Below are 25,433 nucleotides of genomic sequence, written 5' to 3'. Positions count from 1 at the left end.
GCCGTCCGCCACGGTCGACGAGCTGACCAGCGCGGCCGTGGGCGGGTGACCAGATCGTGAGCAGGGTGGTGTTCGTGCTGGCGCCGCGGGTGCACCTGCTCGACCTGGCCGGGCCCGCCCAGGTGTTCGGCTCCGCCACGGACCACGGCCACCGGTACGACCTCGCGTACGTCGCCGACACCCCGCAGGTCAGCAGCGCGCAGGGGCTGACCGTGCAGGCGGACCTGGACTGGCCCCCGCTCACCCGCGACGACCTGGTCGTGGTCCCGGGCTGGCGGGCGCCCACCCTGGCCCGTTCGGGGCGGTTCGGCCGCCCGACCCTGGCCCGTATCGCCGCGCACCACGCGGCCGGTGGGGTGGTGGCCAGCGTCTGCGCGGGCGCCGACGCGCTCGGGCGGGCCGGGCTGCTCGACGGGCGCCGCTGCACCACCCACCACGACGTGCAGGACGAACTGGCCCGGCGCTACCCGCGGGCGACCGTGGTCCGCGACGTGCTGTACGTCGAGGACGGGCGGGTGGTGACCTCCGCGGGCATCGCCAGCGGCATCGATCTCGCGCTGCACCTCGTCGCGGTCCGGCACGGCCCGGCCACGGCCGCACGGGTGGCCCGGCAGATGGTGGTGTACGCCCGCCGCAACGGCGACGCGCAGCAGGCCAGCGCGATGCTGCGGCACCGGGGCCACCTCAGCGACGCCGTGCACCGGGTGCAGGACCGGATCGACGCCCGGTTCGCCGAGACCCTGACGCTGGCCGATCTGGCCGCCACGGCGGGGGTCAGCGAGCGCACCGTGACCCGGCTGTTCACCGCGGCCATCGGGCAGACCCCGCTGCGCTACCAGCAGCTGCTCCGGGTGGAACGCGCCGAACACCTGATTTCGCAGGGCGCCACGGTGGAGGCCGCGGCCCGCGCGGTCGGCTTCTCCGACGCCCGGATGCTGCGCCGCCTGCGCGGGCGCACCCTGTGAGCGTCCTGCTGCGCGGCGTCCTGCTCGACCTCGACGGCACCCTGCTCGATCACGAGGGCGCGGTGGACGAAGCCTTGCACGCCTGGCTGCCGACCCTCGGTGTGCGCCCATCCCCTACGTGACCTGGTTGGGCGGTTGCGCTAGGCCGGTCGTGGTCCCGTAGCGGCCGCGCCCACTGAGCGTGTCGGGACCGGCACGCTCTGACGGAATTCCGACTGACGCGTTCGGTGTCCTGATCATAGGCTGCGCGCAACATCAGGGGGCGACATGCACGCAGCCATCGTCGGGGCGGGGCCGACCGGACTGTTCACCGCGATCGCTCTCGCTCGCCGGGGGCATCAGGCGACGGTGGTGGACCGCGACGGCGGCCCAGCGCCGGACGGGTCGTGGGACCGCCGCGGCGTCATGCAGTTCCACCACCCGCACGGCCTGCGACAGCAGATCGTGGAGGCGTTGGAGGCGGAACTGCCCGAGGTGCGCGACGCGCTGCTGGCGGCGGGTGCCGAACTGACCATCGTGGAGGCCGGCCAGGGCCACCCCCCGCTGGTGGCCGGCATGCAGTGCCGCCGGTTGACGTTCGAGCGGGTGCTGCGCGCCGCGGCGGTCGCCGAACCCGGCGTCACACTGGTCCGTGGGCACGCCGACGACGTTCTGCGCGGCGGCGGCCGGGCGCGCGGGGTGCGGGTGGACGGCCGGGACCTCGACGCCGACCTGGTCCTCAACGCCACCGGGCGCAGCGGGCGGTTCGCGGACGACCTGCGGGCGCCCGGCGCGGCCGCCGACTGCGGCCTGGCGTACGTGTCGCGCCAGTACGAGCTGCTGCCCGGCGCCGAACGCGGGCCGGTCAACGCACCGGTGGGGCTGATGGTCCGCTTCCGCGGCTACCTGGCCGGGGTGTTCCTGCACGACAACCGGACCGTCTCCGTGCTGATCGCCCGGCCCAGCACGGACCGGGCGCTGGCGCTGCTGCGCACCACGGCCGCGTTCGACGCGGCGGTCCAGGCGATCCCGGGCCTGGACGCGTGGACGTCGCCGGAGCGGACCAGGCCGATCACGCCGGTGCTGCCGGGTGGTCATCTGCACAACACCTACCGCGGCCAGCTCGACGAGGCGGGCCGGGTGGCGCTGCCGGGCCTGGTGCATCTCGGCGACGCGGTGTGCACGACGAACCCGACCGCCGGGCGCGGCATGGCGACCAGCCTGATGCAGGCGCACCGGATCGTCCGGTCGCTGGCCGAGCACCGCGGCGATGCCGAGGCCGCGACGCGCGACTTCGACGCGTGGTGCGCCGCGGAGATCCGGCCCTGGTTCCTCGACCACCTCGCGGTGGACGCGGACGAGATGCGCCGGTGGGCGGGCGAGGACGTCGACCTGAGCCGACCCCTGGGTTCGGGGCACATCGTCGCGGCCGCCCAGGCCGACCCGCGGCTCATGCGGGTCGTCGGGCCGTACCTGAGCATGCGGGCGTTGCCGTCCTCGCTGGCCGAGGCGGAGCCGCGGGCCCGCGAGATCTACGCCGGCGGCTGGCGTCCGCCCATCCCGGACGGCCCGACCCGCGACGACCTGGTCGAGCTGATCGCCCCGCTGGCGGCCGCGCCGCCCCGGGCCCTCCTACCGCGGTAGGAGGGGCGGCTCCGACCGGCGGCCGCGGGTTGCGGCCCCGGGACGGACGAAACGGCCCGGCGCAGCCGCGAGCATCGATGGCATGACATCTCTCGCAGCGCGCCGGATGGCCGGCTGGCACCGGCCCCTGGTGGTCTTCACCGCACTGATGGGGGTGGCCGCGGTGGTCGCCCTGATCGGGATCGTCACGGACCCGCGGGTGCTCACGGGCGTGCCGATCTGGCTCAAGCCGTTCAAGTTCGCGGTGTCGTTCGGGGTATACGCCGGCACCCTCGCGTGGATGCTGTCCCTGCTGCCGCGCCGCAGCCGCGTCGCTGAGTGGGCGGCCACCACGATCGTCGCGACAGCCGTCATCGAGATGGCCGTCATCATCGGCCAGGTGGTCCGCGGCCAGAGCAGTCACTACAACCAGACGACGCCGTTCGACGCGGCGTTGTGGCAGGCCATGGGTACGGCGATCATGGTGCTGTTCGCCGCCCAGCTCGTGATCACCGTCATCCTGGTCCGCCAGCGGCAGGCCGACCGGGCCGCCGGATACGGCATCCGCCTCGGGCTCGGGCTGTCGCTGCTGGGCATGGCGGCCGCCATCCCGATGGTGCTGCCGACCGCGGCGCCGGGCACGCCGGGCATCTCCGGCGCGCACAGTGTCGGGGTGCCCGACGGCGGTCCCGGCCTGCCGCTGGTGGGCTGGAGCACGGTCGGCGGGGACCTGCGCATCGGCCACTTCGTCGGACTGCACGCGTTGCAGGTGATGCCGCTGCTGGCGCTGCTGCTGGGCCGGTTCGCGGGCCGCCTGGACGGCGCCGTCCAGGCCCGGCTGATGCTGACCGCCGGTGCCGCGTACGGCGGGCTGACCGTGCTGCTGACCTGGCAGGCTCTGCGGGGGCAGTCGCTCGTGCACCCGGACGGCCTGACGCTGGCCGCGTTCGGCGCTCTGGCCGCGGTGACCGTGGCCGCCACCGTGGCCGTGCTCCACCGCACCGCCCCGGCGGCACCCTCCTTCGGTGACACGGTCGGCGCCGCCCGCCTCGAGGGCGTGGCACACGAGGCACCGTCATGAGCGACCGCACCGAGGACACGGCACAGGAGGCACGGCGATGACGGGTTCGTTGTTCACCTTGACGTTCGCGGTCGCGGCGCCGTTCTGGGCGCTGATGATCCTGCTGCCGCGGTGGTCGTGGACCGCACGGGTGGTCGGCTCGCCGCTGATCGTGCTGCCCGTCGTGGTGATCTATGCGGTGCTGGTGTTGCCCGCCCTCGGCACCGTGCTGCCGGCTGTCGTCTCGCCCACCCTGGACAGCGTGCGCGACCTGCTCGGCACGGACCGGGGCGCGGCGGCGGCGTGGGCCCACATGATCGGCTTCGATCTGTTCGCCGGCCGGTGGGCCTGGCTGGACTCCCGCGAGCGGGGCATCCCCGCGCTGGTGACCTCACCGGTGCTCGTGTTGACGATCCTGCTGGGGCCGATCGGGCTGGGGACGTACCTGGTGCTGCGGTCCCGGTGGCCGCGGCCCGTGACGGTGCCGGTGGCCGCCGCGCAGCGCCTAGGCTGATCGCCGTGGGGTGGGTCAGTCGGCTGTTCGACGCGCGGGACACGCGCGTACGGATGCTGCTGCTCGATCTCAGCGGCGTCGCCTACCTGGTCTTCGGTCCGCACACCGGGCGCCAACCCACGCCCGTGCAGTGGCTGCTGGCGGTGATCGCGTTCGCCGCGGCCCTGGTCCTGCACCGCCGTCCGGTGGTGAACCTGCTGGTGCAGGCCGCGCTGCTGGTGGTCGCGTCGGCGGTGCTCGACGACGCCACGATCAACGAGGTCGGCACGAGCTGGGCGTTGCTCGAGGTCACGATGGCCGCGGCCCGGGTGTGGGTGGTCTGGGCGGCGGCGGCCGTGGTGGCCGCCGCGAACCTGGTGGACTTCGTCGGGATGCCGCTGTCGGCGTTCCCGCAATGGGTGCTCCGGCTGGTCGTCGTCGTGGGCATGCCGGTGCTGTTCGGCCTGGTGATCCGGACCAGCCGGGAGCTGGCCCGGCAGGCCGAGGAACGCGCTGCCGAGCAGCAGCGCCGCCACGAGTCGGAGGAGCGCGAGGCCCGCGCCGCCGAGCGGGGCGCGATCGCCCGCGAGCTGCACGACGTGGTGGCGCACCACGTCGCGTCGATGGTGCTGCGGGTCGGGGTGGCCCAGCACGTGCTGCCCGACCCCGACCCCCGGGTGGCCGAGGTCTTCGACGACGTGCACCGCACCGGCACCGCCGCGCTGGCCGACCTGCGCCGCCTGGTCGCGGTCCTGCGCGACCCGGGCGCCGACAGCACCGACGCGGCGCTGACCGCGATCGAACCGGCGGCGCTGCCGGCCGCCCTGCGGGCCGCGGTGGACACGGCGGCCCGCGCCGGCCTCACGGTGCACGCCGAGATCGACCCGGCCGTGGGCGCACTGGATGCGGTACGCGGGCTGGCGGTACTGCGGCTCACCCAGGAGGCGCTGACGAACGTGGCCAAGCACGCCGGTACGTCGGCACACGCCCGGCTGCGGGTCGGGATGCGCGACGGAGACCTGGAGTGGGAGGTTCGCGACGACGGTGGGGGCACCCCACCGCCCGCGGTGCCCTCCGGCGGGCACGGCCTGACCGGGATGCGGGAGCGGGTGGAGGTGCTGGGCGGGCACCTCACGGCCGGGCCGGCCGAGGGCGGCTGGCGCGTGCACACCACCCTGCCGGCCGCGGCGGGGCCCGGATGATCCGTGTCCTGCTGGTCGACGACCAGCCGTTGATCCGCGCCGGCCTGCGGATGCTGTGCGACGCCGAGGACGACCTCAGCGTGGTGGGTGAGGCGGACAACGGCCGTGACGCGGTGGTGCTGGCGGGCCGTCTGGCGCCGGACGTGATCGTCATGGACCTGCGCATGCCCGGCGTGGACGGCATCACGGCAACCGGGCGGATCCTCGCCGAACGGCCGGGTGCGCGCATTCTCGTGCTCACCACGTTCGGTGACGACGACCATCTCTACCCGGCGCTGACCGCCGGAGCGTGCGGGTTCCTGCTGAAGGACGCCCCGCCGACCGAACTGCTCGACGGCATCCGGCGGGCCGCGGCCGGGGACAGCCCGTTCAGCCAGCAGGTGCTGCGGCGCCTGGTGCGACGGGCCGTCGACGCCCGCGTCGAGGAGCCACGTCCGGCCGCCGGGCTGACCACCCGCGAGCGCGAGGTGCTGGGCCTGGTGGCCGAGGGACTGTCCAACATCGAGATCGCAGAGCGGTTGCACATCGGGGTGACGACCGTGAAGACCCACGTCACCAGCCTGATGACCAAGACGGACAGCCCCAACCGGGTCCGCCTGGCCCTGTACGCGCGCGGCGTCACCTGACCCGGGGGCATCCGGATTCGGCCCGTCGAGCACCCGGCAGAGGAAGGCCGGGAACCCGTGGCGGCGGATTCCCGGCCCTGCTGCGTACAAGCTATCGTGCGCCGGGCGTGCGTGCGGGCGGTTTCCGGCGGATCCGATCGAGCGGGTTCGCGATGCCGGCGGCGAGGCTGCGGATCGCGGGGCCCGGACGGTGGCGCCGACCGCGGGGCGCCCCTGCTACGGGTGGGCCGGGGCGCGGTCGGTGGCGAGGCGGACCGCGAGCCCGCCCAGTACGGTGCTCATGAACCACCGCTGCGCCCGCAGCCAGCCGGGCCGGCGGGCGAGGAAGACCGCGATCGTGCCGGCCGCCGCGACGATGAGCAGGTTCACCGTCAGGCTCACCACGATCTGTACGCCGCCCAGCAGGAAGCCCTGCATGAGGACGGGCCCGTTGCCCGGCCGCACGAACTGCGGGATCAGCGACAGGTAGAGGATCGCCGCCTTGGGATTGAGCAGGTTGGTCAGCAGCCCCATGGTGAACAGCCGGCGCGGCGAGTCGACCGGCAGCTCGCGGGTCTCGAACACCGAAGCGCCGCGCAGGCTCTGCACGGCCAGCCAGCCGAGGTAGCCGGCGCCGGCCAGCTTGACCGCGGCGTACAGCTCCGGGACGTGCACGAAGATCACTGAGAGGCCGAGGTTCGCCGCGGTCAGGTAGACCAGAAAGCCGATCGCCACGCCGCCCAGCGAGATCATCCCGGCCCGGCGGCCCTGGGTGATGCTCCGCGACACCAGGTACATCATGTTGGGTCCTGGCGTGAGCACCATACCGAGCGCGACGGCCGCGACCCCGAGCAACGAAGTGATCATGTCAACCAGCGTGCTCCAGTAGGCGGGCGCGGGGGAGAGCCAATGCGGGCCCGGTGGCTCTGGGCGAACCTGCGGCGGGCCGCCCGTTTCTTCCACCACATGAGACGGTGCGGTGTCGACGACCGGCTCCGGCGCTGCCGAGGTGCGCATTCGCGCCGCCGCGTTCTCATATCCTAGTAAACCTATGGGGTATGGTTGACACGGCCCGGTGGGGTCGGACAGAGTGGGGCCATGTCGTTCGTTGGCCCGGCTCCGGTCCCACCCCGGGCTGCCGCGTCCGCGCACCGGTGGTCGCGATCCACTGTGATGCTTGAGAAAATGCATTTGGCGTGTGCCTCGTCACCCATTCCGGTGACAGTGCAAGTGTTTCCTGGTGACGCATTCCCGCATGGTGGATTATCTTTGACCTCCAAAGCCGGCCTGACAACGATGAACGGTATGCGGCTGCACGAGCCCCAACTCACGGCCCGCCTCGCCATTGACCTGCTGCGATGCGCGAGCGCGCGGTGTTGCTCCGGTCGCTGATCTCCCGGTGACCTCGCCCGGTCGAGCCATCCTCTCCACCGCAGAATGCATCCGTAAACCTATCCCGCACATGGGATAAGAATTGTTGCCGTCGTTCGAGATCCGGCCGGCGGCCAGAGCACCCGGAGGAAACCATGTCCGTTCTTGCAGTCGCCGATCTTCATGGCTCCGCCCGTCCCACTCCCACGCGCGGGCGGTTGGGGCGGCGGCGAACAGCGCGGCTGCGGCCGTTGCCGGACGACGCGCGCTCGGTCACCGTCACGGTCACCATCGGCGTGGGCGGCTCGCCGGAGGGGGAGCGGGTGCTGGCCGCCCTGCACGATCTGGTCGCGGCGGCCGGACCACGCGCGGACGTCGTCGTGGACGGTGTCGAGCCGGTGGTCGTGGAGTCGTCCGCGGTGGCACCGGTCGGCCTGGCGGCCCGTACGCGGCCCGGCGTCCTCCGGCTGGATCCGCGTCCGCGCGCGGTGAGCCGCGACGGCGCGGCACTGGAGCTGAGCCGGCTCGAGTACGACCTGCTGCTCTTCTTCGCCCGTAACCCGCAGCAGGTGTTCAGCCGCAGTCAGCTGCTGGCCCAGGTGTGGGGGCACACCCACACCACGGCCCGCACGGTGGACGTGCACGTCAGCCGCCTGCGCACCAAGCTGGGCGACGCCGATCTGATCACCACGGTCTACGGCGTCGGATACCGGCTGGCCGACGAGGCCCGGGTGCAGGTGATCGCGGCCGAGTGACCCGCGCGCCCCTGGCGTCACCAACCCGCATTCCCTATCGTACTACTAGGGAATGCGTGGCTTGGCTGACATGGGAGGCGCAATGGGGCGGCGAACCGTGGTCGTGGTCGGAGGCGGATGTGCCGGCGTGCTGGCCGCACGCGAGGTGCTGCGCGGCAGCGACGACGACGTGGTGCTGATCGAACCGGGGGAGCTGGGCGGCGGGGTCGCGTACGGCGCCGCGCAGCCGTGGCATCTGCTCAACTCGCGGGCCGGGGCGATGAGCGCCGACCCCGACGACGCGGGCCACTTCGTCCGCTGGGCCCGCGCGCGTGGTCTCGGCGCCGACCCCGACGCGTTCCTGGGTCGCCGCGACTACGGCCGGTACCTGCGCGACGTCCTGGACGAGGCCGTTGCCGCCCACCCCGGCCGGTGCACCATCCGCCGCGCCCCCGTACGGTCGCTGTATCCCGGCCGCACCGGCGTGGCGGTGTCCCTCGCGGACGGCACCATCGTCTTCGCCGACCACGTCGTACTCGCGGTCGGCGGTCCCACCGGGGCCCGGCCGCCCGGCATCCCCGCCCGCCTCGCCACCCACCCGGCGTACGTGGCCGATCCGTGGCGCCCCGGCGCGCTGGCGAACGTCCCGGAGGCGGCGCCCGTCCTGCTGGTCGGCACCGGCCTGACCGCGGTCGACCTCGCCCTGACCCTCACCGCCGAGGGCGGCGACCGCACGATCGTCGCGGTGAGTCGTCGCGGCCGGCTTCCGCTGAGCCACACCGTGACCGCCGCCCCGGCGACCGTCCCCGCCCTGGCCGACTGCCGCACCCTGCGCGACGTGGTCCGGGCCGTGCGCGCCTGCGCCGGTCAGGCCGGAGACTGGCGGGCCGTGGTGGACGGCCTGCGCCCCCATCTGGACCGGCTGTGGTGTGCGCTGACCCCGGGCGAGCAGGACGCGTTCCTGCGCCACCTGGCCCGCCCCTGGGAGTGTCACCGGCACCGGATGGCGCCTCAGGTGGCCGACCGCATCGCCGCGCTGCGCGCCACCGGCGCCCTGGCCGTCCAGGCCGGTGGCCTCGCCGGGCTGGCCCCGGCACCCGGCGGCGGGCTGATGGCCGACCTGGAGGGGCAGCCACGCCGGTTCGCGGCGATCGTCAACTGCACCGGGCCGGGCCGGCTGCCCGCCGCGGCGGCCCCGCTGACCGGTGCCCTGCTGCGGGCGGGCTTCGCCCGGGTCGGGCCGCACGGGCTGGGCCTCGACATCGACACGGCGGGTCGGGTCGTGGCGGGCGACGGCTCGGTGCAGCCACGGCTGTGGCTGGTCGGCCCACTGCGCCGCGGCGCGCTGTGGGAGACGACCGCGGTGCCCGAGATCCGTACCCAGGCCCGGGGGATCGCTGTCGACCTGGCGTCCGCCGCGGCCCTGCCGGCGGCCGCCTGAAACGGCTGGACCCGCCGGGTTGTCGGCGGGGAGCGCGGACCGGCCCGGCGGAGTGCCAGCTCCTCCGGGGCGTGCGTGCATCCCGAACTGGTGATAGCCCGGCGTTATGGCACTCCCATCTTCGCAGGTCACGGCCGGTTTGGCGGATGTCGAGACAGGTGCGCTCCACTCGCAGTCAGTCTTGATATTGACATCGAAATATCTCGATACTGCGGAACAAGCGTCGGTACCCCCGAACCGGCGTGCCTCTCTCACCCCCCTGGGAGGAACCCATGCGAATCCCCGCCAAGCGAGGACGGCCGATCGTCGGCCTGGCCGTCGCGATGCTCGTGGGCGGCGCGCTCGTCGCGTCGCCCGCCTCCGCCGCCCCATCCCCGGACCGGGTCGCCGCCGACCCGGCCTTCGCCACCTCCGTGCTGGCCGGCACGCTCGACGCCCGGCTCGGCACCCGTGCCGCGGGATCCTACGTGGACGAACGCGGCGCCGTGATCGTCAACGTCACCGACGCGGCCACCGCCGCCGAGGTCCGCGCATCCGGCGCCACCCCCCGGTACGTGACCCGCAGCGGCGCCGCCCTGGCGGCTGCCGACGCCACCCTCCGGTCGAGGCTGACGATCCCCGGCACCGCGTTCGCGGTCGACCCGATCGGCAATCAGGTCGTCGTCAGCGCCGACGGGACCGTCACCGGCGCCCGGCTGGCCACGGTCCGGGCGATCGTCGCCGGGCTGGGCGACCGGGCCCGCCTGGAGCGGCTGCCCGGCACGCTGAGCCCCACGATCGCCGGTGGCGACGCCATCTACACCGGCGGGGCCCGCTGCTCGCTGGGCTTCAACGTCCGTAGCGGCAACAGCTACTACTTCCTCACCGCCGGGCACTGCACCAACATCGGCGCCACCTGGACCGACGGCTCGACGACGCTGGGCTCGCGGACGGGCACCAGCTTCCCCGGCAACGACTACGGGATCGTCGCGTACACCAACGCGAACGTGGCGCACCCGGGCGCGGTCGGCGGGCAGGACATCACGTCGGCCGGCACGCCCGCGGTGAACTCGACCGTGTACCGCCGGGGCAGCACCACCGGCACCCACTCGGGTGTGGTCACCGCGCTCAACGCCACGGTCAACTACTCGCAGGGCACCGTCACCGGTCTCATCCGTACGACGGTGTGCGCGGAGCCGGGCGACAGTGGTGGCTCGCTGTACTCCGGCAGCACCGCGCTCGGCCTCACCTCGGGCGGCAGCGGCAACTGCTCCTCCGGCGGCACCACGTTCTTCCAGCCGGTCGTCGAGCCCCTGTCGGTGTACGGGGTGAGCGTCTACTGATCGTGTTCCCACGGTAGAAAGGGTCCCGCCGCCCCGCGGGACCCTTTCTGCGCGTACCGATGACAGCCGCCGCCGAAACCAGCACAATCGACGGACTGGCCCGAGCCCGACAAGGAGCCCCGCATGACCGCCGAGACCCCGGTCGAGTCGACCCGCAAGGTCGCCCGCGGCGAGCTGACGCCGGGCTGCCCGGTACACGCCGGTCCCGACGGAGTCTGGCGGATCCAGGACTTCACCACCGCCCGCGCGCTGCTGCGCAGCACCGAGACCCGGCAGGCGGGCTTCAACATCGAGAACGCGCGCCGGATGGAAAGCAAGATGCGCCTGCCGGTGCTGTACCGCGACGGCGCCGAGCACCGGGAACATCGCCGCCAGACCGCGAAGTACTTCACCCCGAAGAAGGTGGACACGGCGTACCGCGGGTTCATGGAACGGCTGGCCCAGCAGCAGTGCGACGAGCTGACCCGCCGCGGCGAGGCGGACCTGTCGCACCTGTCCTTCGCGCTGGCCGTCGCCGTCGCGGCCGAGGTCATCGGCCTGACCGAGGGCGGCGCGGGGATGGCGCGGCGGCTGGAACGCTTCTTCGCCGAGCAGGGCGGCACCCCCGGCTGGCGCAACCCCGGCGCGGCGGTGCGCGCGCTGCGCGGCAACGTCAACCTGGGCCTGTTCTACTGGCGCGACGTACGGCCCTCGATCGCGGCCCGCCGCGCCGCGCGCCGCGACGACCTCATCTCCCACCTGATCGACGAGGGCTGCTCGGCACCCGAGATCCTGGGCGAATGCGTCACCTTCGCGGCCGCCGGGATGGTGACGACCCGCGAGTTCATCACGCTGGCCGCCTGGCACCTGCTCACGGACGACGAGCTGCGTCACGCGTACACCGAGGGTGACGAGCCCCGGCGGGTGGCGATCCTGCACGAGATCCTGCGCCTGGAGCCGGTGGTCAGCGATCTGTACCGGACCACCACGGCCGACCTGGACCTGCCCAGCGCCCAGGGCCCGGTGACCATCCCCGCCGGGGTCCGGGTGGACGTGGGGGTCGCCGCCGCGAACCTCGACGACGCCGTGGTCGGTGCGGATCCCGGCGCGGTGTGCCCCGGCCGTGCGCTGCCCGACGGGGTGGGGGGCGCGGGGCTGGCCTTCGGCGACGGCCCGCACCGCTGCCCCGGCGCGTACATCGCGATCCAGGAGACGGAGACGTTCCTGACCCGGCTGCTGGCGCTGCCGGGGTTGCGGATGGTCAACCCGCCGCAGGTGCGCATCCGGCCCGAGATCGCCTCGTACGAGCTGGTCGGCCTACGTCTGCGGGTCGGCTGAGCGGGCTCGCGCCGGGCCTTGCTTGCGGGGCCGGGCGGCGGCACCGCCCGGGCGGCCGTCGTTGGCGGTCGTGATCATGGCCTGGAGCGCCCCGACCGCCTTCTCCGCCTCGGTGACCACCGCCTCGAACCGTTCGATCACCGCCTCTGACCGCTCGGCCAGCAGGGTGACCCGGCTCAGCAGCAGCTCACCCTGCCCGAGCAGACCAAGGACGCGCACGGGCACGGTCGCGATCGACGCGGCTGACTCGAGCACCTGACCGGCCACGGCGCGGGCGAGGTCGGCGAGGGAGCCGGGCGTCGGGAGGGGGAAGGCCATCCGCTCATTGTGCGCGTACCCAGCGTGACGTAACCCGTGCCGAGGGTCGAAAGTTCGGGCCGATTTTCCCGGCGCGGGCCTTCGGGCAGGCCAGAAGGGCCTCCGACACGGCACTATGCATGGGTGCGACGTACCGGATTCTGGATTTCCGCTGTGGCGGCGGTGGTCATTCTCGGAGGTGCCAGCTTGATCGGCCTCGGCATGCGGGAGGGCGGAGGCGGCGGCGTGCTGCCCGTCGCCGGCACGTTCGGCGACCGTACCGTGAGCCCGAGCGCCGGCACGGGGGCGAGCGCGAATGCGAACGCGGAGCCCGGGCAGGCCGGCCCGACCGCCCAGGAGCTGGCCCGCCAGGAACACACCCGTCGGGTCAAGGCCCTGGACACGGCGCTGAAGAAGTACGCCGCGAGCGTGCCCGAGTTCTCCGTCGCGGTGCTCGACCGCAGGACGGGCCAGCGGTACTCGTTCCGCGGCGACGAGCGGTACGAGACCGCCAGCGTGGTCAAGGTGCAGGTCCTGGCCTGCCTGCTGCTCACCGCGCAGGACGGCGGCCGCAAGCTCACCGCCAGCGAGCTGGCCCTCGCCAAGCGGATGATCCGGGCCAGCGACAACGACGCCACCACCGCCCTGTTCTCCCGCCTGGGCCGGGCGAGTGCGATCGGGGCGTGCAACAAGCGCCTCGGGCTCACCTCGACCAAGGTGAGCGGCTCGTGGGGCCTGACCCGCACGACGGTCGACGACCAGGTCAAGCTGCTGGGCAGGCTGGTCGACAAGAATGGACCGCTCAACGCGGCCTCCCGCAAGCTCGCCTTCGACCTGATGAGCACGGTCCAGGCCGACCAGGACTGGGGCGTGCCTGTGGTGGCCCGTGCCGGTGAGACCCCGACGGTGAAGAACGGCTGGCTGCCCCGCTCGACCGAGGGCAACCGCTGGATCATCAACACGGTCGGCCGGGTCACCGACGCCGACACGGACGTCTCCATCGCGGTGCTGTCCCACGGGCACGGCAGCATGCCCGGTGGCATCACGGTCGTGGAGAAGGTCGCCAAGCTGACCCGGCAGCACCTCAAGTACTAGGCCCTCCGGTTCGCGGCAGCGGCCGTGAACCGGTGTCCGGTTGCCGGGGATGAACAGGCTGAGCCGCTCCTGAGGGGCCTCAGCGCCCGGCGCAGGTGTCCGACGGGCTCGGGTCCTCGTCGGCAGCGGCCGGGTCCCGGGCGGCCCGGCGCCGGTTGACCACCCCCACCGCCTGGGTGATCAGCACGACTAGACCGATCGCGGCCAGCACCCCCTGCCACGGCTCCGGGAAGATCGAGCCGCCGGCCACGCCGATCCCGGCGTACAGCACGGACCACAGCAGGCAGGCGGGTGCGTTGGCCACCACGAACGTGCGCCAGCTCAGCCCCAGCACGGCGGCCGCCAGCAGCACCGGCACCCGGCCGCCGGGCAGCAGCCGGGACACCAGCAGGACCGGGACCTGGTTGCGGTGCAGCCGCACCTTCATCGCGGCGAGACGGTCCCCGTCGCGCAGCCAGCGCAGGCGCCGGGCCAACTGCTCGCCGCCGGCCCGGCACATCGCGTACATGACCAGATCACCCGTGTACGCCCCGGCGGCGCCGACCACGATCACCAGCACGATGGTCAGCGGGTGGGTGTGCATCGCCAGCACCGCGGCGCTGCTGACCGCCGCCCCGGTGGGCACCACGGGCACGATCGCCCCGAACGACACCACGACGAACAGCCAGCTGAGGGTCTGCAGGGTGCCGATCACGCGTCCGGGCCGATCGTCAGCGTCTCGCCGTGGGCCAGCACCCGGACCTTGGTGTCCGGGCAGCTGGTCGCCGCATGCCGGGCGAACGCGTCGCCGGGCTCGTGGAACATGTGCCGCCGGATCCGGCTCAGGCCCACCGGCCAGAACGTCCCGTAATGCACCGGCACCGCCCAGGACGCCCGGACCAGTCGCAGCGCCTGCGCGCCCGTGGCCGCGTTCAGGTGCTTGTGCGGGTCGAGGGTGGGGCCCCAGCCGCCGACCGGGACCAGCGCCAGGTCCAGCGGCCCGAACGCGGTCATCCCCTCGAACAGCGTCGTGTCCCCCGCGTACCAGGTGCGGGCGGCGCCCTCGATGACGAACCCGAGCGCGATCGCGCGGTGCCGCGACCACGGCGCCCGTCCGCCGTCGTGCGCGGCCCGTACGGCCCGGACCGTCACGTCCCGCACCACGATCTGCTCGCCGGGCAGCAGCTCGACGCAGCGGTCCGCGTACCGGGCGCCCAGGCCCCGGGCCACCAGCTCGGTGGCGCCGCGCGGCAGGATCAGCAGCGGTTCGCCCGGCACCGAGCGCAGCGACGGCAGGTGGAAATGATCCGCGTGCAGGTGTGACAGCAGCACCGCGTCGGGGGGATGGGCCAGCCGCGGTGTCGGCCCGGTCATCCGGCGCAGGTGCGCCAGCCGGTCGGTGAGAACGGGATCCGTGAGCAGGGCGACGCCGGAGTCGATCAGCCACATCGTGCTGTGCCCCCACCAGGTGACGCTCGTAGCACCCACGAGGACACCGTACGTGACAGGGCCGACACTCGTCCGGGTGCGTTCAACTCGCCGTCGTGATCACGCTGCTGCACACTGACTGGCATGGAGGCCCCCCGATCCGCTGTCGTCGTCAATCCCGTCAAGGTTCCGGACCTGGAGTCGCTGCGCCGTACCGTGTGTGCCGTGCTGGACCGCGCCGGCTGGCCGGAGCCGGAGTGGTTCGAGACCACCCCCGACGACGCGGGTTTCGGCCAGGCCACCAAGGCGGTCGCGAACGGCGCCGAGGTGGTCTTCGTGTGCGGCGGGGACGGCACCGTCACGGCGTGTGTCACCGCGCTCGCGGGCACCGACGTGGCGCTGGCCGTGCTGCCCGCGGGCACGGGCAACCTGCTGGCCGCCAACCTCGGGCTGAACTCCGACGTGGCCACCGCCGTGGAGGTCGCGGTGCAGGGCGGCCGCCGCCGCATCGACGTCGGCGTCGTGGGGGACCGGTGCTTCGTCGTGATGGCCGGGATGGGCTTCGACGCCCAGATGCTGGAGGGCACGTCCGAGACGGCCAAGAAACACCTCGGCTGGCTCGCGTACGTGGCCGGGGCGGTCAAGCACCTGCGGGACCGGCCGATGCCGATCGTCGTGTCGCTGGACGGCGGCCGGCCGATGCGGCGGCGTTCCCGTGCCGTCATCGTGGGTAACGTGGGGCGCCTGCAGGGTGGCGTCAAGCTGCTCACCGACGCGGACCCGGCAGACGGGCGGCTGGACGTGGCGATCCTGAGCCCGGACTCGCTGCTGCACTGGGCCGCCCTCGCCTGGGGAGTGGTGCGCGGACGGCCGCGGAAGCCGTTGATGGAGACCTACACCGCCCGGCGGGTCGAGATCCGCAGTGGGCGCCGGCAGCCGCGCCAGCTCGACGGCGACCTCATCGCTCCCGGCACCGGCATGTCGATCACGGTCCGGCACCGGGCGCTGGTGCTGTGCGTGCCGCAGCCCGACAGCGACCCGGACCTCGCGTACGACGTCGACGCCGTGCGCCGCGCGGCGCACGGGGCCGGCGAGGACGCCCGGTGAGTTCCGCGGAGCCGGTACCCGAGACCAGGACGATGCCGGGCGACGAGCTGTCGGCCGACGACGCCTTCCTGGCCCTGCGCCGCTACGGCCGGTGGCCGCTCGTGCGCGACGCGTTCATCCGGTTCCGGTACGGCGACGGGTTCAGCCACGCCCGCGCGTTCGCGCTACAGCTGTGCCTGGCCATCGTCCCGTTTCTCATCGCACTCTCCGGGCTGGCCAGCGACCTGGGCGCCGAGGAGGGCGGCCAGATCGTCGCCGACACCGTGCTGGCGCTCACCCCGGGCGCCAGCGAGCCGCTCGTGCGTGACCTGCTCGGCGACGACCGCGACTCGGACGCGGGCGAACTCGCCCTCGCGCTCGGCCTGCTCACCGGCCTGGTCGCGCTCACCACGGCGATGGCCCAGGTGGAACGCGGCGCCAACCGCATCTACGGAGTGGAACGCGACCGGCCGGCGCTCGCCAAGTACGTCCGCGCGGCCGTCCTGGCCCTGGTGGCCGGACTGCCCGCGCTCGGCGGTTTCCTGCTGCTGGTGGCCGGGCGCGCGGCGGGCGACTCGCTGGCCGAACACCTCGGCTGGTCCGGCGGCATGCGGCTGGCCTGGGACATCGTGCGCTGGCCGGTCAGTCTCGGGCTCATCGTGCTCGCCGTCGGTCTGCTGTTCCGCCACACGCCGCGCCGCCGCCAGCCCGCGCTGTCCTGGCTGCTGTTCGGTGCGACCGTCACCACGATCCTGTGGTGGCTGGCCAGCCTGCTGCTGGCGGGTTACGTCCGGGTCAGCGACGGCTTCGGCGCCACGTACGGTCCGCTCACCGCGGTCATGGGTCTGCTGCTGTGGGCCAACCTCACCGGGGTGACGTTCTTCCTGGGCCTGGCGTTCGCGGCACAGCTGGAGGCGCGTCGCGTCGGGGTGCGCCGCCCGGCGCAGGAGGACCAGTGGGCGCCGGCCGAGGCGCAGCCGCAGGTGCCGGGCCCACGCGACGGCGGTGTACGCAGCGACGCGACTGGGTAGGAACCCGCTCACCTCCGACCCGGAAGTGAGCCCCGACAGTGAGCCAGCACGACACCCGCCAGCCGCCGCGCGCCGACGACGACGCGCGGATCCGTGAGCAGGCCGATGAGCGGGCCCCCGAACGGACCCTTGCACAGGCCCCCGATCAGGCCCGGGGGGCGCGGCTGCGGCAGTTCGTCGAGCGCAGCGTCCTCGGCCTGCTGGCCCTCGTGGCGATCGGACTCGGCTTTGGCACACTGCTGCTGCTCGTCCGCTTCCACTGGGCGCCGCTGCAACGCCTCGACCACGGGGTCGCCGAAGCGCTCAACCATCTCGTCGCGCCCCACCCGGCGGTCGTGTCCGGGCTGACCGAGGTCTCCAGTTTCGGTGGCCGCCCGTTCATGCTGCCGCTGGTCGTGCTGGCCGTACTCGTGCTGCTCATCCGCCGTCGGATCCGGCTCGCGATCTACCTGGTGGTGGCCGGCACCGGGGCGCTGCTGCTCGACCCGTCACTCAAGACGCTCGTCGGCCGGGTACGCCCGATCGTGGACGTGCCCGTCGCGGTGGCGCCCGGCAACAGCTTCCCGAGCGGCCACGCGCTCGGCTCCATGGTGGTGTACGGCGCCCTGCTGCTGGTCTTCCTGCCCGCGGTGCCCCGCCGTGGGCGGCCGTACTTCGCGGGCGCCATCGCGTTGACCGTGTCGGCGATCGGGTTCAGCCGGGCCGCTCTGGGCGTGCACTATCTGTCCGATGTGCTGGCGGGCTGGCTGCTCGGCGCGGCGTGGCTCGGGGTCACCGCGTACGCGTTCCGGGTGTGGCGGCGGTCGGCGGGCGCGGCGGTTCCCCCGCTCGCGGAGGGGCTCGAACCGGAGGCCGCACCACAGTTGCGCCCCACGCCCGCCGAGTCCGAGCTGATGCCCCACCCGTGGACCGGCGCCGCAGAGATCGTCACCGGCTGGGTGCTGATCTTCGGAGTGTTGTACGCCGTCGGGTACGCCCTGACCCATCTGACCGGCGGCACCTGGCTGGGGCGGTTCGACGACGGGGTGCCCGGCTGGCTGCAGACCTTCCGTACGCCGGACCTCGACCACCTCAGCTACCTGTGGAGCAAGGCCGGCGACACGCACGCCATCCTCGCCGTCTGCCTGGTGTTCTGCCCGCTCGCGCTGGCGCTGTGGCGCCAGTGGCGGCCGGTGCTGTTCCTCGTGCTCACGATGCTCGGCGAGCTGACCCTGTTCCTGTGCGCCGCGCGGTCTGTGGGCCGTCCCCGGCCGCCGGTCGCCCAGCTCGACGGCGTCATGCCGACCACGTCGTTCCCGTCCGGGCACATCGCCGCGACGATGTGCCTGTGGGTCGCGATCGCGCTGCTCGTCGTCCCGCGGGTCCGGCAGTGGTGGCGCTGGGTCTTCGTGGTCCTCGCCGTGGTCATGCCCGCGGGCGTGGCGGTGTCCCGGATGTACCGCGGCGAGCACCACCCCACCGACGCGCTCGGCGCCCTGCTGCTCACGGCGGCGTGGCTCGGCGTCCTGATGTGGGTCGTCCGGCCCCACGCCGAACTGCGCACCGCCGCCCAGGCCGCCCGGGACGCGGAGCGCCGGACCGCCGGCGGCTAGTCGGCGACGGCCACCACGCGGTCGCGGCCGCCGCGCTTGGCCGCGTACAGCCGGCGGTCCGCCTGGGAGAGCAGGCCGGACGGGGTGCCCGTACCCTCCGGGGTGGTGATCACCCCGATGCTCGTGGTCACCGGGACCGTGCCGGTGATCGGCTCCCAGGCGTGGGCGCGGATGCGCAGCCGCAGCCGCTCGCACCGCTCGGTCGCCTCGGCCTCACCCACACCGGGGAAGATCAGCAGGAACTCCTCGCCACCCATCCGGGCGGCCACCGCCGGGCCGCCGGCCGCCTCCTGGAGCAGCTTCGCCACGTGCTGCAGGACACTGTCGCCCGTGTCGTGCGACAGCGTGTCGTTGATGCGTTTGAAGTGGTCCAGGTCGACCAGGGCCAGCGAGACCGGGGTGCGCCGCGCGGCCGCGTCGCGCAGCACCTCCGGCAGGCGCTCGTTGACGTAGCGGCGGTTGTGCAGCCCGGTGAGCGGGTCGCGGTGGGCCATCTCCCGGAAGTGCTCGGTGGCCCGGCGGGCCTCGGCGGCTTCGAACACCGCCTGCAGGGCGCGGGCCCGGGCCTCGCGCTGCGCCGAGTGCAGGGCGGTCGCCTCGGCGTGGAACGCCCGGTGCTCCTCGTACGCCTCCAGGTGCCGCCCGGTCGCCGCGTACAGCGCGGCCTGCTCCTCGCGGATCTGGGCCCGTACGGCGGCCAGCTCCCGCTCGTCGCTCATCCCCAGCGCCGCGTCGAGGGCCTCCTGCGCCGCCTCGTAGCGCCCGGCGCGGCGGCGGGCCTCGGCGAGCGTGAGCCGGCACATGGCGATCGCGTCGCCCTCGTTGCCCAGCACGGTCGACTGCTCCGCGTCCAGGACGGCGTGCAGGGTCTCCTCGACCGCCGCGTACCGGCCGCCCATGATCTCCACGCGGGCGATGGTGTCCAGCTCGTTCGCGCTGAACGGGCGACTGCCCCCGGCCTGCACCGCGCGCATGTGCTCGATCAGGTCCCGGGCGGCTGGTTCGTCCTCGTTCTCGTACGCCGTGTAGGCCATGTTGTTGAGGATGAACAGGGTCAGCTCGTCGTCACGGATCTCCGTGGAGATGTCCAGCGCCTCGCGGAAACGACGGTCCGCCTCGGCACCGGACCCGCTCTCGTCGAGCGCCACCGCCAGCGACTGCAGGTGCCGTGCGCGTACCGCGGGCGGCACGTCCTCGGGCAGATGCGCGACACACTGTACGGCGTGGGTCAGCGCCCCCGACACGTCGCCGACCTGCCGGTAGAAGATGGCCAGCTCGCGGTGTGCCCGGGCCAGCAGGTACTCGCAGCGGTTCTCCCGCGCCCAGGCGAGGATCTGGTGCACCGCGCGGCCGCCCTCGGCGGAACGGCCCTCCCGCAACATCACCGAGATGCGCAGCAGCCGGGCCCGCTGGACGAGTTCCTGCGCGCCGAGTTCCTCGGCGCGGCGTTCGGCCTCGGCGGCGGGGCCGGGCAGCGACCGGAATTGGGAACCCGGTAGGCGCTCCAGCTCAGCGACCAGGGCGGCGAGCGCAGCACGCTCGTCCTCGGCCAGTACTGGACTGGCCGTCACCGCCGCTTCCAATGTCACCGCGAGCGCCTCCGTCGTGGGTTGGTCAGGTTCACGATCGGTGCGAGGCGGTGGTTGTTGAGGTCCTGCCCGGGTGCAGTTCGGTTGCACGGGCAGCGGTCAGCGGCGGTCCGTGCACGTCTGCGGTGCGGCGGCGACGTTGTCGACGGCGTAGATCACCGCGACGGTGAAACAGTAGTTCGCCTGTTCGTTCAGGCCGTAGACGACGTAGTCGGTGGTGCCGGCGGGCAACTGCTGGAAGGCGCGCTGCTGCTGGCCGGTGCGGCCTCCGGAGATCAGCACCGGGCCCTCGGAGCCCGGTGGGTAGCCCCACCGCAGCGACACGCTGTCCCGGTTGTCCCGCAATTGGACGTCCTGCGGAGCCCCGCCGGGCGCGGAGGCCGGGGTGCCGGGGGAGGCGGACACCGTGGGGGCCGGTGCCGCGGCGGCCGTCGTCGGTGCGTCGGCGGTCGCCGGCGGCTCGCCGGGACCGCCGCGCGGCAGCGTCGCGGCCACCACGACGGCCGCGACCGCGATCCCGGCCAGAAGTACGGTGACCAGCGCGGCGGAGCGCCGGGAGCGGGCCGGTTCCGGCAGCGCGACCGGTACCGGCAACCGCCGGTCGGCGACCAGGCTGCTGCCCGGCGGGGTGGCCGCTGCCCCGCCCACCACGGCGTGCGGCGGCGGCAGGGTACGGACCGGCTCGGGATGCGGCGGCGGGAACACCAGGGATGGTTGCCAGCCCATCGGCGCGGGCCGCCCGGCCGGAACGGCGCCGAGCCCGGTGTACGCCTGCCCTTGATCCACGTGCGCGGGTCGCTGCCCGGCCCCGCCCGGTGACTCATCGGGCGCGGGCTGGGTGACCCTGGCGGGCCACTCGGGCGGGGGCGGCGCGAGACGGAGCGGGCCGGACGGTGGAGGGCCGGACGGTGGAGGGCCGGACGGTGCAGGGTCGGACGGTGCAGGGTCGGACGGTGCAGGGCCGGACGGTGCAGGGTCGGACGGTGCAGGGCCGGACGGCGCAGGGCCGGACGATGGCGGGTCGGCCGGTGGCGGGGTGACCGTGGGTGGCCGGTCGGGCGGGGGTGGCACGAAGCGGGGCGGGTCGGCGGGTGGTGGGGCGACCAGCGGTCGGCCGGGTGACGGCGGCACGAAGCGCGGTGGGTCGGCGGGTGGCGGGGTGACCGTGGGTGGCCGGTCGGCCGGAGGCGGCACGAAGCGCGGTGGGTCGGGTGGTGGCGGGGTGACCAGGGCACGGTGGGCGCGGGCGTGCCGCCCGCCGGGTCCACCCGCCAGGGGCACCGGTGTCACCCCCGGGGCGGCACCGGGCACGTGCCGCACGCCCGGGATCTCGGGCCCGTCCGGCAGGGGGCCGCCGGGGCCGACGGAGGGCGTGACCCGGCCGCACCGGTGCTGGTCCGGCCCGGTCCGGCGGGCCAGCGCGTCGACCTGGACCGCCAGCGGGTGGTCGGCGGGCAGGTAGCGGGCACACAGCTCCTGGGCCAGGGTGACGTGCTCCTGTCCCGCCGCCTCATGGCCACATTCGCGTTGCATGGCGCCGAGGCGGGCCAGCATCTTGATGCCCGCCGGGGCGGCGTCGCCGTACATCGCCCGGTGTCGCTCCCAGACCTGGGCGAGCCGCGACCGGGCCGCGGTGCACTGCCCGGCGGAGTGCTCGGCCGTCGCGAGGTCGGCCTGGGCGGCCAGGACCCGCGGCGAGTCGGGCCCGTCCAGTGTGATCAGTTCCGCGACCAGGTCGTGGTACAGCTGGACCGCCCTGCCGTGGTTGCCGGTGCGCTGCAACACCGCGGCGTGAGTGGCCGCGGCGGCGATCGTGCGTTCGTGGTGCGGGCCGTGCAGCCGTTCCTCGGCGGCGTGGGCGAATCCGGCCCAGATGCGGGCGCTGTGCGGGTCGCCGAGGGCGATGAGGATGCGGGCGTGCAGGGCAGCGGCGACCGCGAGGTCGGCGGTGGCGCGCTGAGGGTCCGCGTCGGTCGGATCGAGGACGTCCGCGAGTACGGCCCGCGCCCCGGCGAGGTCCCCGGCGGACGTCAGCGACTGCGCATGCGCGGTGAGTTCGGCCAGCGGTGGGGGCACGTGCCTCATAGTGTCTGCTCGGCGACCCACGGTACAAGACCCGCGCCGCGCCGACCCGAGCCGACATGCGCAACCCGGGGGCGGTAGAAAGCGGGTATGACCACCGACGACCATCTGGCTGAGGTCAGGCGTGAGGTGCTGGTACGTCACCTGGAGGCGTGGGCCCCGGCCGCGCTGCACCGGGCCCGGCGCGCCAGCTATGTGCACGGGTACGCCGACGCGGACGGGGGACTTGCGGCCGAGGCGGCGTTGCGGGTCTTCGCCGAACTGTCCGACCTGGTGCGCGGCCGGGAGCTCACCGTGCTGGCGGTCGGCGACGACACCGCCGTCCCGGCCAGGCGACTCGCCGCGGCACAGCGGACGGCCGGTGTCACGGCCGGGTTGAGCGTGCACACCGTGGACGGTGGCACCGACGCGCGGCTGGCGGTGGCGCTCGCGGCGGGCGGGGCCGCCCGCGTACCCCTGCTGGGTTATCTCGATGCGACCGCCGCGCCCGGCCCACCGGCGCTGGCCACCGTGGCGGCCCTGGCCGCGGGCAAGCCGGCCGAGGTGTTGCTGGTGCTCGCGCCCGGCGCCCTGGAGAGGCTGGACGCGGACGAGGCGGTTCGCGTGTTCGGCGCCCCGCCCGAAGGCGGATCACGGGTGGAGGCGTACCGGGCGGCGCTGCGCGGTGCGGGCTTCCCGCTGGTCGCGGCCGTGGAGCTGGTCGCGAACGGCGGCCCGGGCCAGCTGCTGGTCTTCGCCACGGCGGCGGGGAAGAGCCTGGAGGGTTTCAAGGACACCCTGTGGGCGGTCGACGAGTACGCCGGGGTGCGCTACCGCGACCCGGGCGACCCGGAGGGGCATCTCCTTGACATCTCGCTCACCCCGCACCCCGGGCCGTTGCGGCGTGAGCTGCTGAGCCACCTGGCCGGGGCGGGCCCGGCGACCGTGACGGAGCTGCGGACGTTCGCGCTGACGGAGACGGTCTACCGGGCGGCGGACGCGACGCGGGTGCTGCAGGCGCTGCTGGCGGCCGGGGCGGTGACCCGGAGCCCGGAGCATGGCCGCCTCGGCGGCGACGTGGTGATCGCGGTCGCGGGCGGCTAGGACGGCCCGACTGGCCGAACGGACACACGCGACGGTCGCTCAGCGGGGCTGCCAGGCGTCCGGGCGGGTGGTCAGCTTGCGTACGTGGGCGGGCATCCGTCCGCTGATCAGCTCGGCGAGGCTGACCTCGTCGACCACCTCACGGACCGCCGAGCGGACCGCGACCCAGAGATTGGGCAGGTTCTCCGCGGCACCGGAGTAGGTGGTCTCCTCCGGACGCAGCCCGCGGACACCGGCGAGCGGTCCGTCGACCGCGCGCAGGATCTGTCCGATGGTCACGTCACGCGGAGCCTGGGACAGGGTGTACCCGCCCTCGGCGCCGCGCTGGGCACGGACCACGCCGGCACGGCGCAGGTCGGCCAGCACAGCCTCGAGGAACTTGCGCGGCATGTCCTGGTCCTGCGCGATGGACTGCGCGGACATGAGCTGGGGGTAGGACTGCGCCAGGCTGAGCGCGGCCCGGACCGCGTAATCGCCACGAGCGGAGATCTGCACACCACTATCATGCCGGGTCGGTTCGGGCGGCTCGCACATACCCCATGAATCTGTGGGAATTACGGTCAGTCGGCGGATGGTGGCGGACCGGGATCCCCTCGCCCTACCGGCCCTACCGGCGGGGTTCGGAAATGCCGGAGACAGCAGCACGGCAATTGGGTCAAAAGCGACATTGAGGCATAAGTAAGAAGTATGGGCAGAATGTGGATTCGGTGCGATGCCGCGCATTGTCTGTCTGTTTTATCCGGAGTTACTCCAAATGACGCGAGCAGAGCTGTCGGGGGACACAAAGAAGCGACCCGCGCGGACCGGCAGAGTCCGCACGGGTCGCCCCGGAAATGCGCGTCGCTATCGACCGGCCAGCAGCCGGTTCACCGCCGTGTCGACGTCCAGGTGTTCGGACTCGCGACCCCGCGGCACCACCACGTAGGTGCGCCTGAGGAAGCGGACGAGGACACTGCGGGGTACCTCGAACAGTGCGTTGCCGTCAGGTGACGACAGCGCGAGGGCGACGAAGTCGCCACGCGGCGTGGCCCAGGGCCACACCCGGACGTCGCCGATCCCAGCGGGCTCGTCGAGCCCGGTGACGAGCAGTTCGCGCGCAAAGGACCAGCTCACGGCTTCCCCACCGGCTGATTCTGCGTGGAACAACACGTGCACGGCGTACGGGTCGGCTGGGTCGTACCGCAGACTGGCGCGCACGGGCAGTGCCGTGGCATCTGGCGCTACGAGCCGTAGCGATGTTTCGACCTCGACGGTCGTTGGACGAATGGTACTCATGGACGAACTCCCCCCGGCACCGCTGCGGGGTCGGTGAACCCCGCTTTCCCATACTCAGGTGATCCCTGTCGTTACGCTCCGCCATACGCTGATCTCACCCAGTAGTGGGAAGACGGTTCCGAAAACCCGTTCGAGCAGGACCTAAAGCGATATCTTGTCCTGTTCTGCCCAAGTACCCGGCTCCGCCCGGCGTCGGGTGGGTCCAGCAGTTGACTTACTCCGGTAACGTCCATTCCTCCCGGGTAGTGACGGGGCGCCGGAACACTGGGGGATGAAATGACCAGGAAACCCGGCGCTTCGCCGCCGACGGGTACCGCCGACGAGTCCGCGCCTCGAAAGTGATCAGATGCCCCGAACCGACCGCGTGAGTGAAGCGCCGCGTACGGACGAGAGTCACGGTCCCGTCGGTCTGCTGCACCGCATCCGCGCCAACCCGAGCGGCCGGCTCGCCCTCAAGGTCGGCATCGGGGTCGTGGGTGGCCTCGTGGTCGCGCTGGGGATCGTGCTCATCCCGTTCCCCGGACCCGGCTGGGCGATCGTGATCCTCGGCCTGGCGATCCTGGCGCTGGAATTCGCCTGGGCGAAGCACACGCTCGAGTTCACCAAGCGGCACGTGCAGAACTGGACCCACTGGGCCAAACGGCAGTCGCTGCCGGTCCGGCTGCTCATCGGCGTCCTGGGCATGCTGTTCGTCGCCGCGATCGTGTGGCTGTCCGTCAAGCTGAGCTTCGGGGTCGACCTGGCCGCGCTCGCGTGGGGCTGGCTGGGCGGCGCGTGACGCGCC

At 73.6% G+C, this 25,433-nt stretch carries 25 protein-coding genes; 17 read left to right on the top strand and 8 right to left on the bottom strand.

Features of this window, described 5'->3' with window-relative positions:
* Window positions 1-56: 56 nt before the first annotated feature.
* The 7 genes from ACMCNO_RS25340 to ACMCNO_RS25310 all read left to right on the top strand — a co-directional run bounded on the left by ACMCNO_RS25340 (window position 57) and on the right by ACMCNO_RS25310 (window position 5,948).
* A complete protein-coding gene (locus ACMCNO_RS25340) occupies window positions 57-965 on the top strand; it encodes a GlxA family transcriptional regulator (RefSeq protein WP_412751946.1) in 909 nt (302 codons plus the stop codon).
* Window positions 962-1,087: a hypothetical protein gene (locus ACMCNO_RS25335; RefSeq protein WP_412751945.1), complete on the top strand. Its 126-nt coding sequence runs from the start codon at window positions 962-964 to the stop codon at window positions 1,085-1,087. The genes ACMCNO_RS25340 and ACMCNO_RS25335 overlap by 4 nt, the downstream gene beginning before the upstream one ends.
* A gap of 145 nt (window positions 1,088-1,232) precedes the next feature.
* The gene (locus ACMCNO_RS25330) at window positions 1,233-2,588 is read left to right on the top strand and encodes an FAD-dependent oxidoreductase (RefSeq protein ID WP_412751944.1); all 1,356 of its coding nucleotides are present in this window, start codon (window positions 1,233-1,235) and stop codon (window positions 2,586-2,588) included.
* A gap of 82 nt (window positions 2,589-2,670) precedes the next feature.
* Window positions 2,671-3,648 (top strand): hypothetical protein, encoded by a 978-nt coding sequence (locus ACMCNO_RS25325; protein ID WP_412751943.1) that lies wholly within the window; start codon window positions 2,671-2,673, stop codon window positions 3,646-3,648.
* Window positions 3,649-3,685: 37 nt separating this feature from the next.
* Window positions 3,686-4,141, top strand: coding sequence for an ABA4-like family protein (locus ACMCNO_RS25320; RefSeq protein WP_412751942.1), 456 nt, complete (start codon window positions 3,686-3,688; stop codon window positions 4,139-4,141).
* 5 nt (window positions 4,142-4,146) lie between these two features.
* Window positions 4,147-5,322: a sensor histidine kinase gene (locus tag ACMCNO_RS25315; RefSeq protein WP_412751941.1), complete on the top strand. Its 1,176-nt coding sequence runs from the start codon at window positions 4,147-4,149 to the stop codon at window positions 5,320-5,322.
* Window positions 5,319-5,948 carry a response regulator gene (locus ACMCNO_RS25310; RefSeq protein WP_412751940.1) on the top strand — a complete coding sequence of 210 codons (630 nt, stop codon included), beginning with the start codon at window positions 5,319-5,321 and terminating at the stop codon, window positions 5,946-5,948. Before ACMCNO_RS25315 ends, ACMCNO_RS25310 begins: the two co-directional genes overlap by 4 nt.
* 216 nt (window positions 5,949-6,164) lie before the next feature.
* Here the strand turns inward: ACMCNO_RS25310 and ACMCNO_RS25305 are convergent, their stop codons facing one another.
* Window positions 6,165-6,794, bottom strand: coding sequence for a LysE family translocator (locus ACMCNO_RS25305; protein WP_412751939.1), 630 nt, complete (start codon window positions 6,792-6,794; stop codon window positions 6,165-6,167).
* A 755-nt stretch (window positions 6,795-7,549) separates the two neighbouring features.
* Here ACMCNO_RS25305 and ACMCNO_RS25300 point away from each other — a divergent pair.
* The 4 genes from ACMCNO_RS25300 (at window position 7,550) to ACMCNO_RS25285 (ending at window position 12,112) form a co-directional block, all read left to right on the top strand.
* Complete coding sequence (locus ACMCNO_RS25300; protein ID WP_412751938.1) at window positions 7,550-8,053, top strand: winged helix-turn-helix domain-containing protein; 504 nt, start codon at window positions 7,550-7,552, stop codon at window positions 8,051-8,053.
* Between the two features lie 82 nt (window positions 8,054-8,135).
* Window positions 8,136-9,473 (top strand): FAD/NAD(P)-binding protein, encoded by a 1,338-nt coding sequence (locus tag ACMCNO_RS25295; RefSeq protein WP_412751937.1) that lies wholly within the window; start codon window positions 8,136-8,138, stop codon window positions 9,471-9,473.
* 272 nt (window positions 9,474-9,745) lie between these two features.
* A complete protein-coding gene (locus ACMCNO_RS25290; RefSeq protein ID WP_412751936.1) occupies window positions 9,746-10,795 on the top strand; it encodes a S1 family peptidase in 1,050 nt (349 codons plus the stop codon).
* Window positions 10,796-10,918: 123 nt separating this feature from the next.
* Window positions 10,919-12,112 carry a cytochrome P450 gene (locus ACMCNO_RS25285; RefSeq protein ID WP_412751935.1) on the top strand — a complete coding sequence of 398 codons (1,194 nt, stop codon included), beginning with the start codon at window positions 10,919-10,921 and terminating at the stop codon, window positions 12,110-12,112.
* On the opposite strand, the gene ACMCNO_RS25280 is transcribed toward ACMCNO_RS25285, so the two are convergent.
* Entirely contained in the window at window positions 12,092-12,430 is a 339-nt protein-coding gene (locus tag ACMCNO_RS25280) for a hypothetical protein (RefSeq protein ID WP_412751934.1), read from the bottom strand. The two genes, ACMCNO_RS25285 and ACMCNO_RS25280, sit on opposite strands and share 21 nt — an antisense overlap.
* A gap of 186 nt (window positions 12,431-12,616) precedes the next feature.
* On the opposite strand from ACMCNO_RS25280, the gene ACMCNO_RS25275 reads away from it, so the two are divergent.
* Window positions 12,617-13,504, top strand: coding sequence for a serine hydrolase (locus tag ACMCNO_RS25275; RefSeq protein ID WP_412751933.1), 888 nt, complete (start codon window positions 12,617-12,619; stop codon window positions 13,502-13,504).
* 79 nt (window positions 13,505-13,583) lie between these two features.
* Here the strand turns inward: ACMCNO_RS25275 and ACMCNO_RS25270 are convergent, their stop codons facing one another.
* On the bottom strand, window positions 13,584-14,198 hold the full coding sequence (locus ACMCNO_RS25270) for a DedA family protein (RefSeq protein WP_412751932.1): 615 nt from the start codon (window positions 14,196-14,198) through the stop codon (window positions 13,584-13,586).
* On the bottom strand, window positions 14,195-14,971 hold the full coding sequence (locus ACMCNO_RS25265; protein ID WP_412751931.1) for an MBL fold metallo-hydrolase: 777 nt from the start codon (window positions 14,969-14,971) through the stop codon (window positions 14,195-14,197). Before ACMCNO_RS25265 ends, ACMCNO_RS25270 begins: the two co-directional genes overlap by 4 nt.
* An 84-nt stretch (window positions 14,972-15,055) precedes the next feature.
* Here ACMCNO_RS25265 and ACMCNO_RS25260 point away from each other — a divergent pair, with 84 nt between their 5' ends.
* The 3 genes from ACMCNO_RS25260 to ACMCNO_RS25250 are packed head-to-tail and all read left to right on the top strand — an operon-like array spanning window position 15,056 to window position 18,620.
* Window positions 15,056-16,018 carry a diacylglycerol/lipid kinase family protein gene (locus ACMCNO_RS25260; protein WP_412751930.1) on the top strand — a complete coding sequence of 321 codons (963 nt, stop codon included), beginning with the start codon at window positions 15,056-15,058 and terminating at the stop codon, window positions 16,016-16,018.
* Entirely contained in the window at window positions 16,015-17,028 is a 1,014-nt protein-coding gene (locus ACMCNO_RS25255) for a YihY/virulence factor BrkB family protein (protein ID WP_412751929.1), read from the top strand. Before ACMCNO_RS25260 ends, ACMCNO_RS25255 begins: the two co-directional genes overlap by 4 nt.
* Window positions 17,029-17,066: 38 nt before the next feature.
* Entirely contained in the window at window positions 17,067-18,620 is a 1,554-nt protein-coding gene (locus ACMCNO_RS25250) for a phosphatase PAP2 family protein (protein WP_412751928.1), read from the top strand.
* On the opposite strand, the gene ACMCNO_RS25245 is transcribed toward ACMCNO_RS25250, so the two are convergent.
* Entirely contained in the window at window positions 18,617-20,191 is a 1,575-nt protein-coding gene (locus ACMCNO_RS25245) for a diguanylate cyclase (protein WP_412751927.1), read from the bottom strand. The genes ACMCNO_RS25250 and ACMCNO_RS25245 overlap by 4 nt on opposite strands.
* 117 nt (window positions 20,192-20,308) lie before the next feature.
* Window positions 20,309-22,294: a tetratricopeptide repeat protein gene (locus ACMCNO_RS25240; RefSeq protein WP_412751926.1), complete on the bottom strand. Its 1,986-nt coding sequence runs from the start codon at window positions 22,292-22,294 to the stop codon at window positions 20,309-20,311.
* A gap of 87 nt (window positions 22,295-22,381) precedes the next feature.
* Here ACMCNO_RS25240 and ACMCNO_RS25235 point away from each other — a divergent pair, with 87 nt between their 5' ends.
* Window positions 22,382-23,374: a hypothetical protein gene (locus ACMCNO_RS25235; protein ID WP_412751925.1), complete on the top strand. Its 993-nt coding sequence runs from the start codon at window positions 22,382-22,384 to the stop codon at window positions 23,372-23,374.
* A gap of 39 nt (window positions 23,375-23,413) precedes the next feature.
* On the opposite strand, the gene ACMCNO_RS25230 is transcribed toward ACMCNO_RS25235, so the two are convergent.
* Together ACMCNO_RS25230 and ACMCNO_RS25225 are read right to left on the bottom strand one after the other, a co-directional pair.
* Window positions 23,414-23,869 carry an RrF2 family transcriptional regulator gene (locus tag ACMCNO_RS25230; RefSeq protein WP_412751924.1) on the bottom strand — a complete coding sequence of 152 codons (456 nt, stop codon included), beginning with the start codon at window positions 23,867-23,869 and terminating at the stop codon, window positions 23,414-23,416.
* Between the two features lie 348 nt (window positions 23,870-24,217).
* Window positions 24,218-24,649, bottom strand: a complete 432-nt coding sequence (locus ACMCNO_RS25225) for an SsgA family sporulation/cell division regulator (RefSeq protein WP_130508327.1) — start codon at window positions 24,647-24,649, stop codon at window positions 24,218-24,220.
* Between the two features lie 346 nt (window positions 24,650-24,995).
* On the opposite strand from ACMCNO_RS25225, the gene ACMCNO_RS25220 reads away from it, so the two are divergent.
* On the top strand, window positions 24,996-25,427 hold the full coding sequence (locus ACMCNO_RS25220; protein WP_412751923.1) for a TIGR02611 family protein: 432 nt from the start codon (window positions 24,996-24,998) through the stop codon (window positions 25,425-25,427).
* Window positions 25,428-25,433: the final 6 nt, after the last annotated feature.

This window comes from Krasilnikovia sp. M28-CT-15 (genome assembly GCF_047159595.1).
Taxonomy (GTDB): domain Bacteria; phylum Actinomycetota; class Actinomycetes; order Mycobacteriales; family Micromonosporaceae; genus Actinoplanes.
The sequence above is the reverse complement of the archived record's forward strand: the minus strand, read 5'-3'. Positions and strand labels throughout refer to the sequence as shown.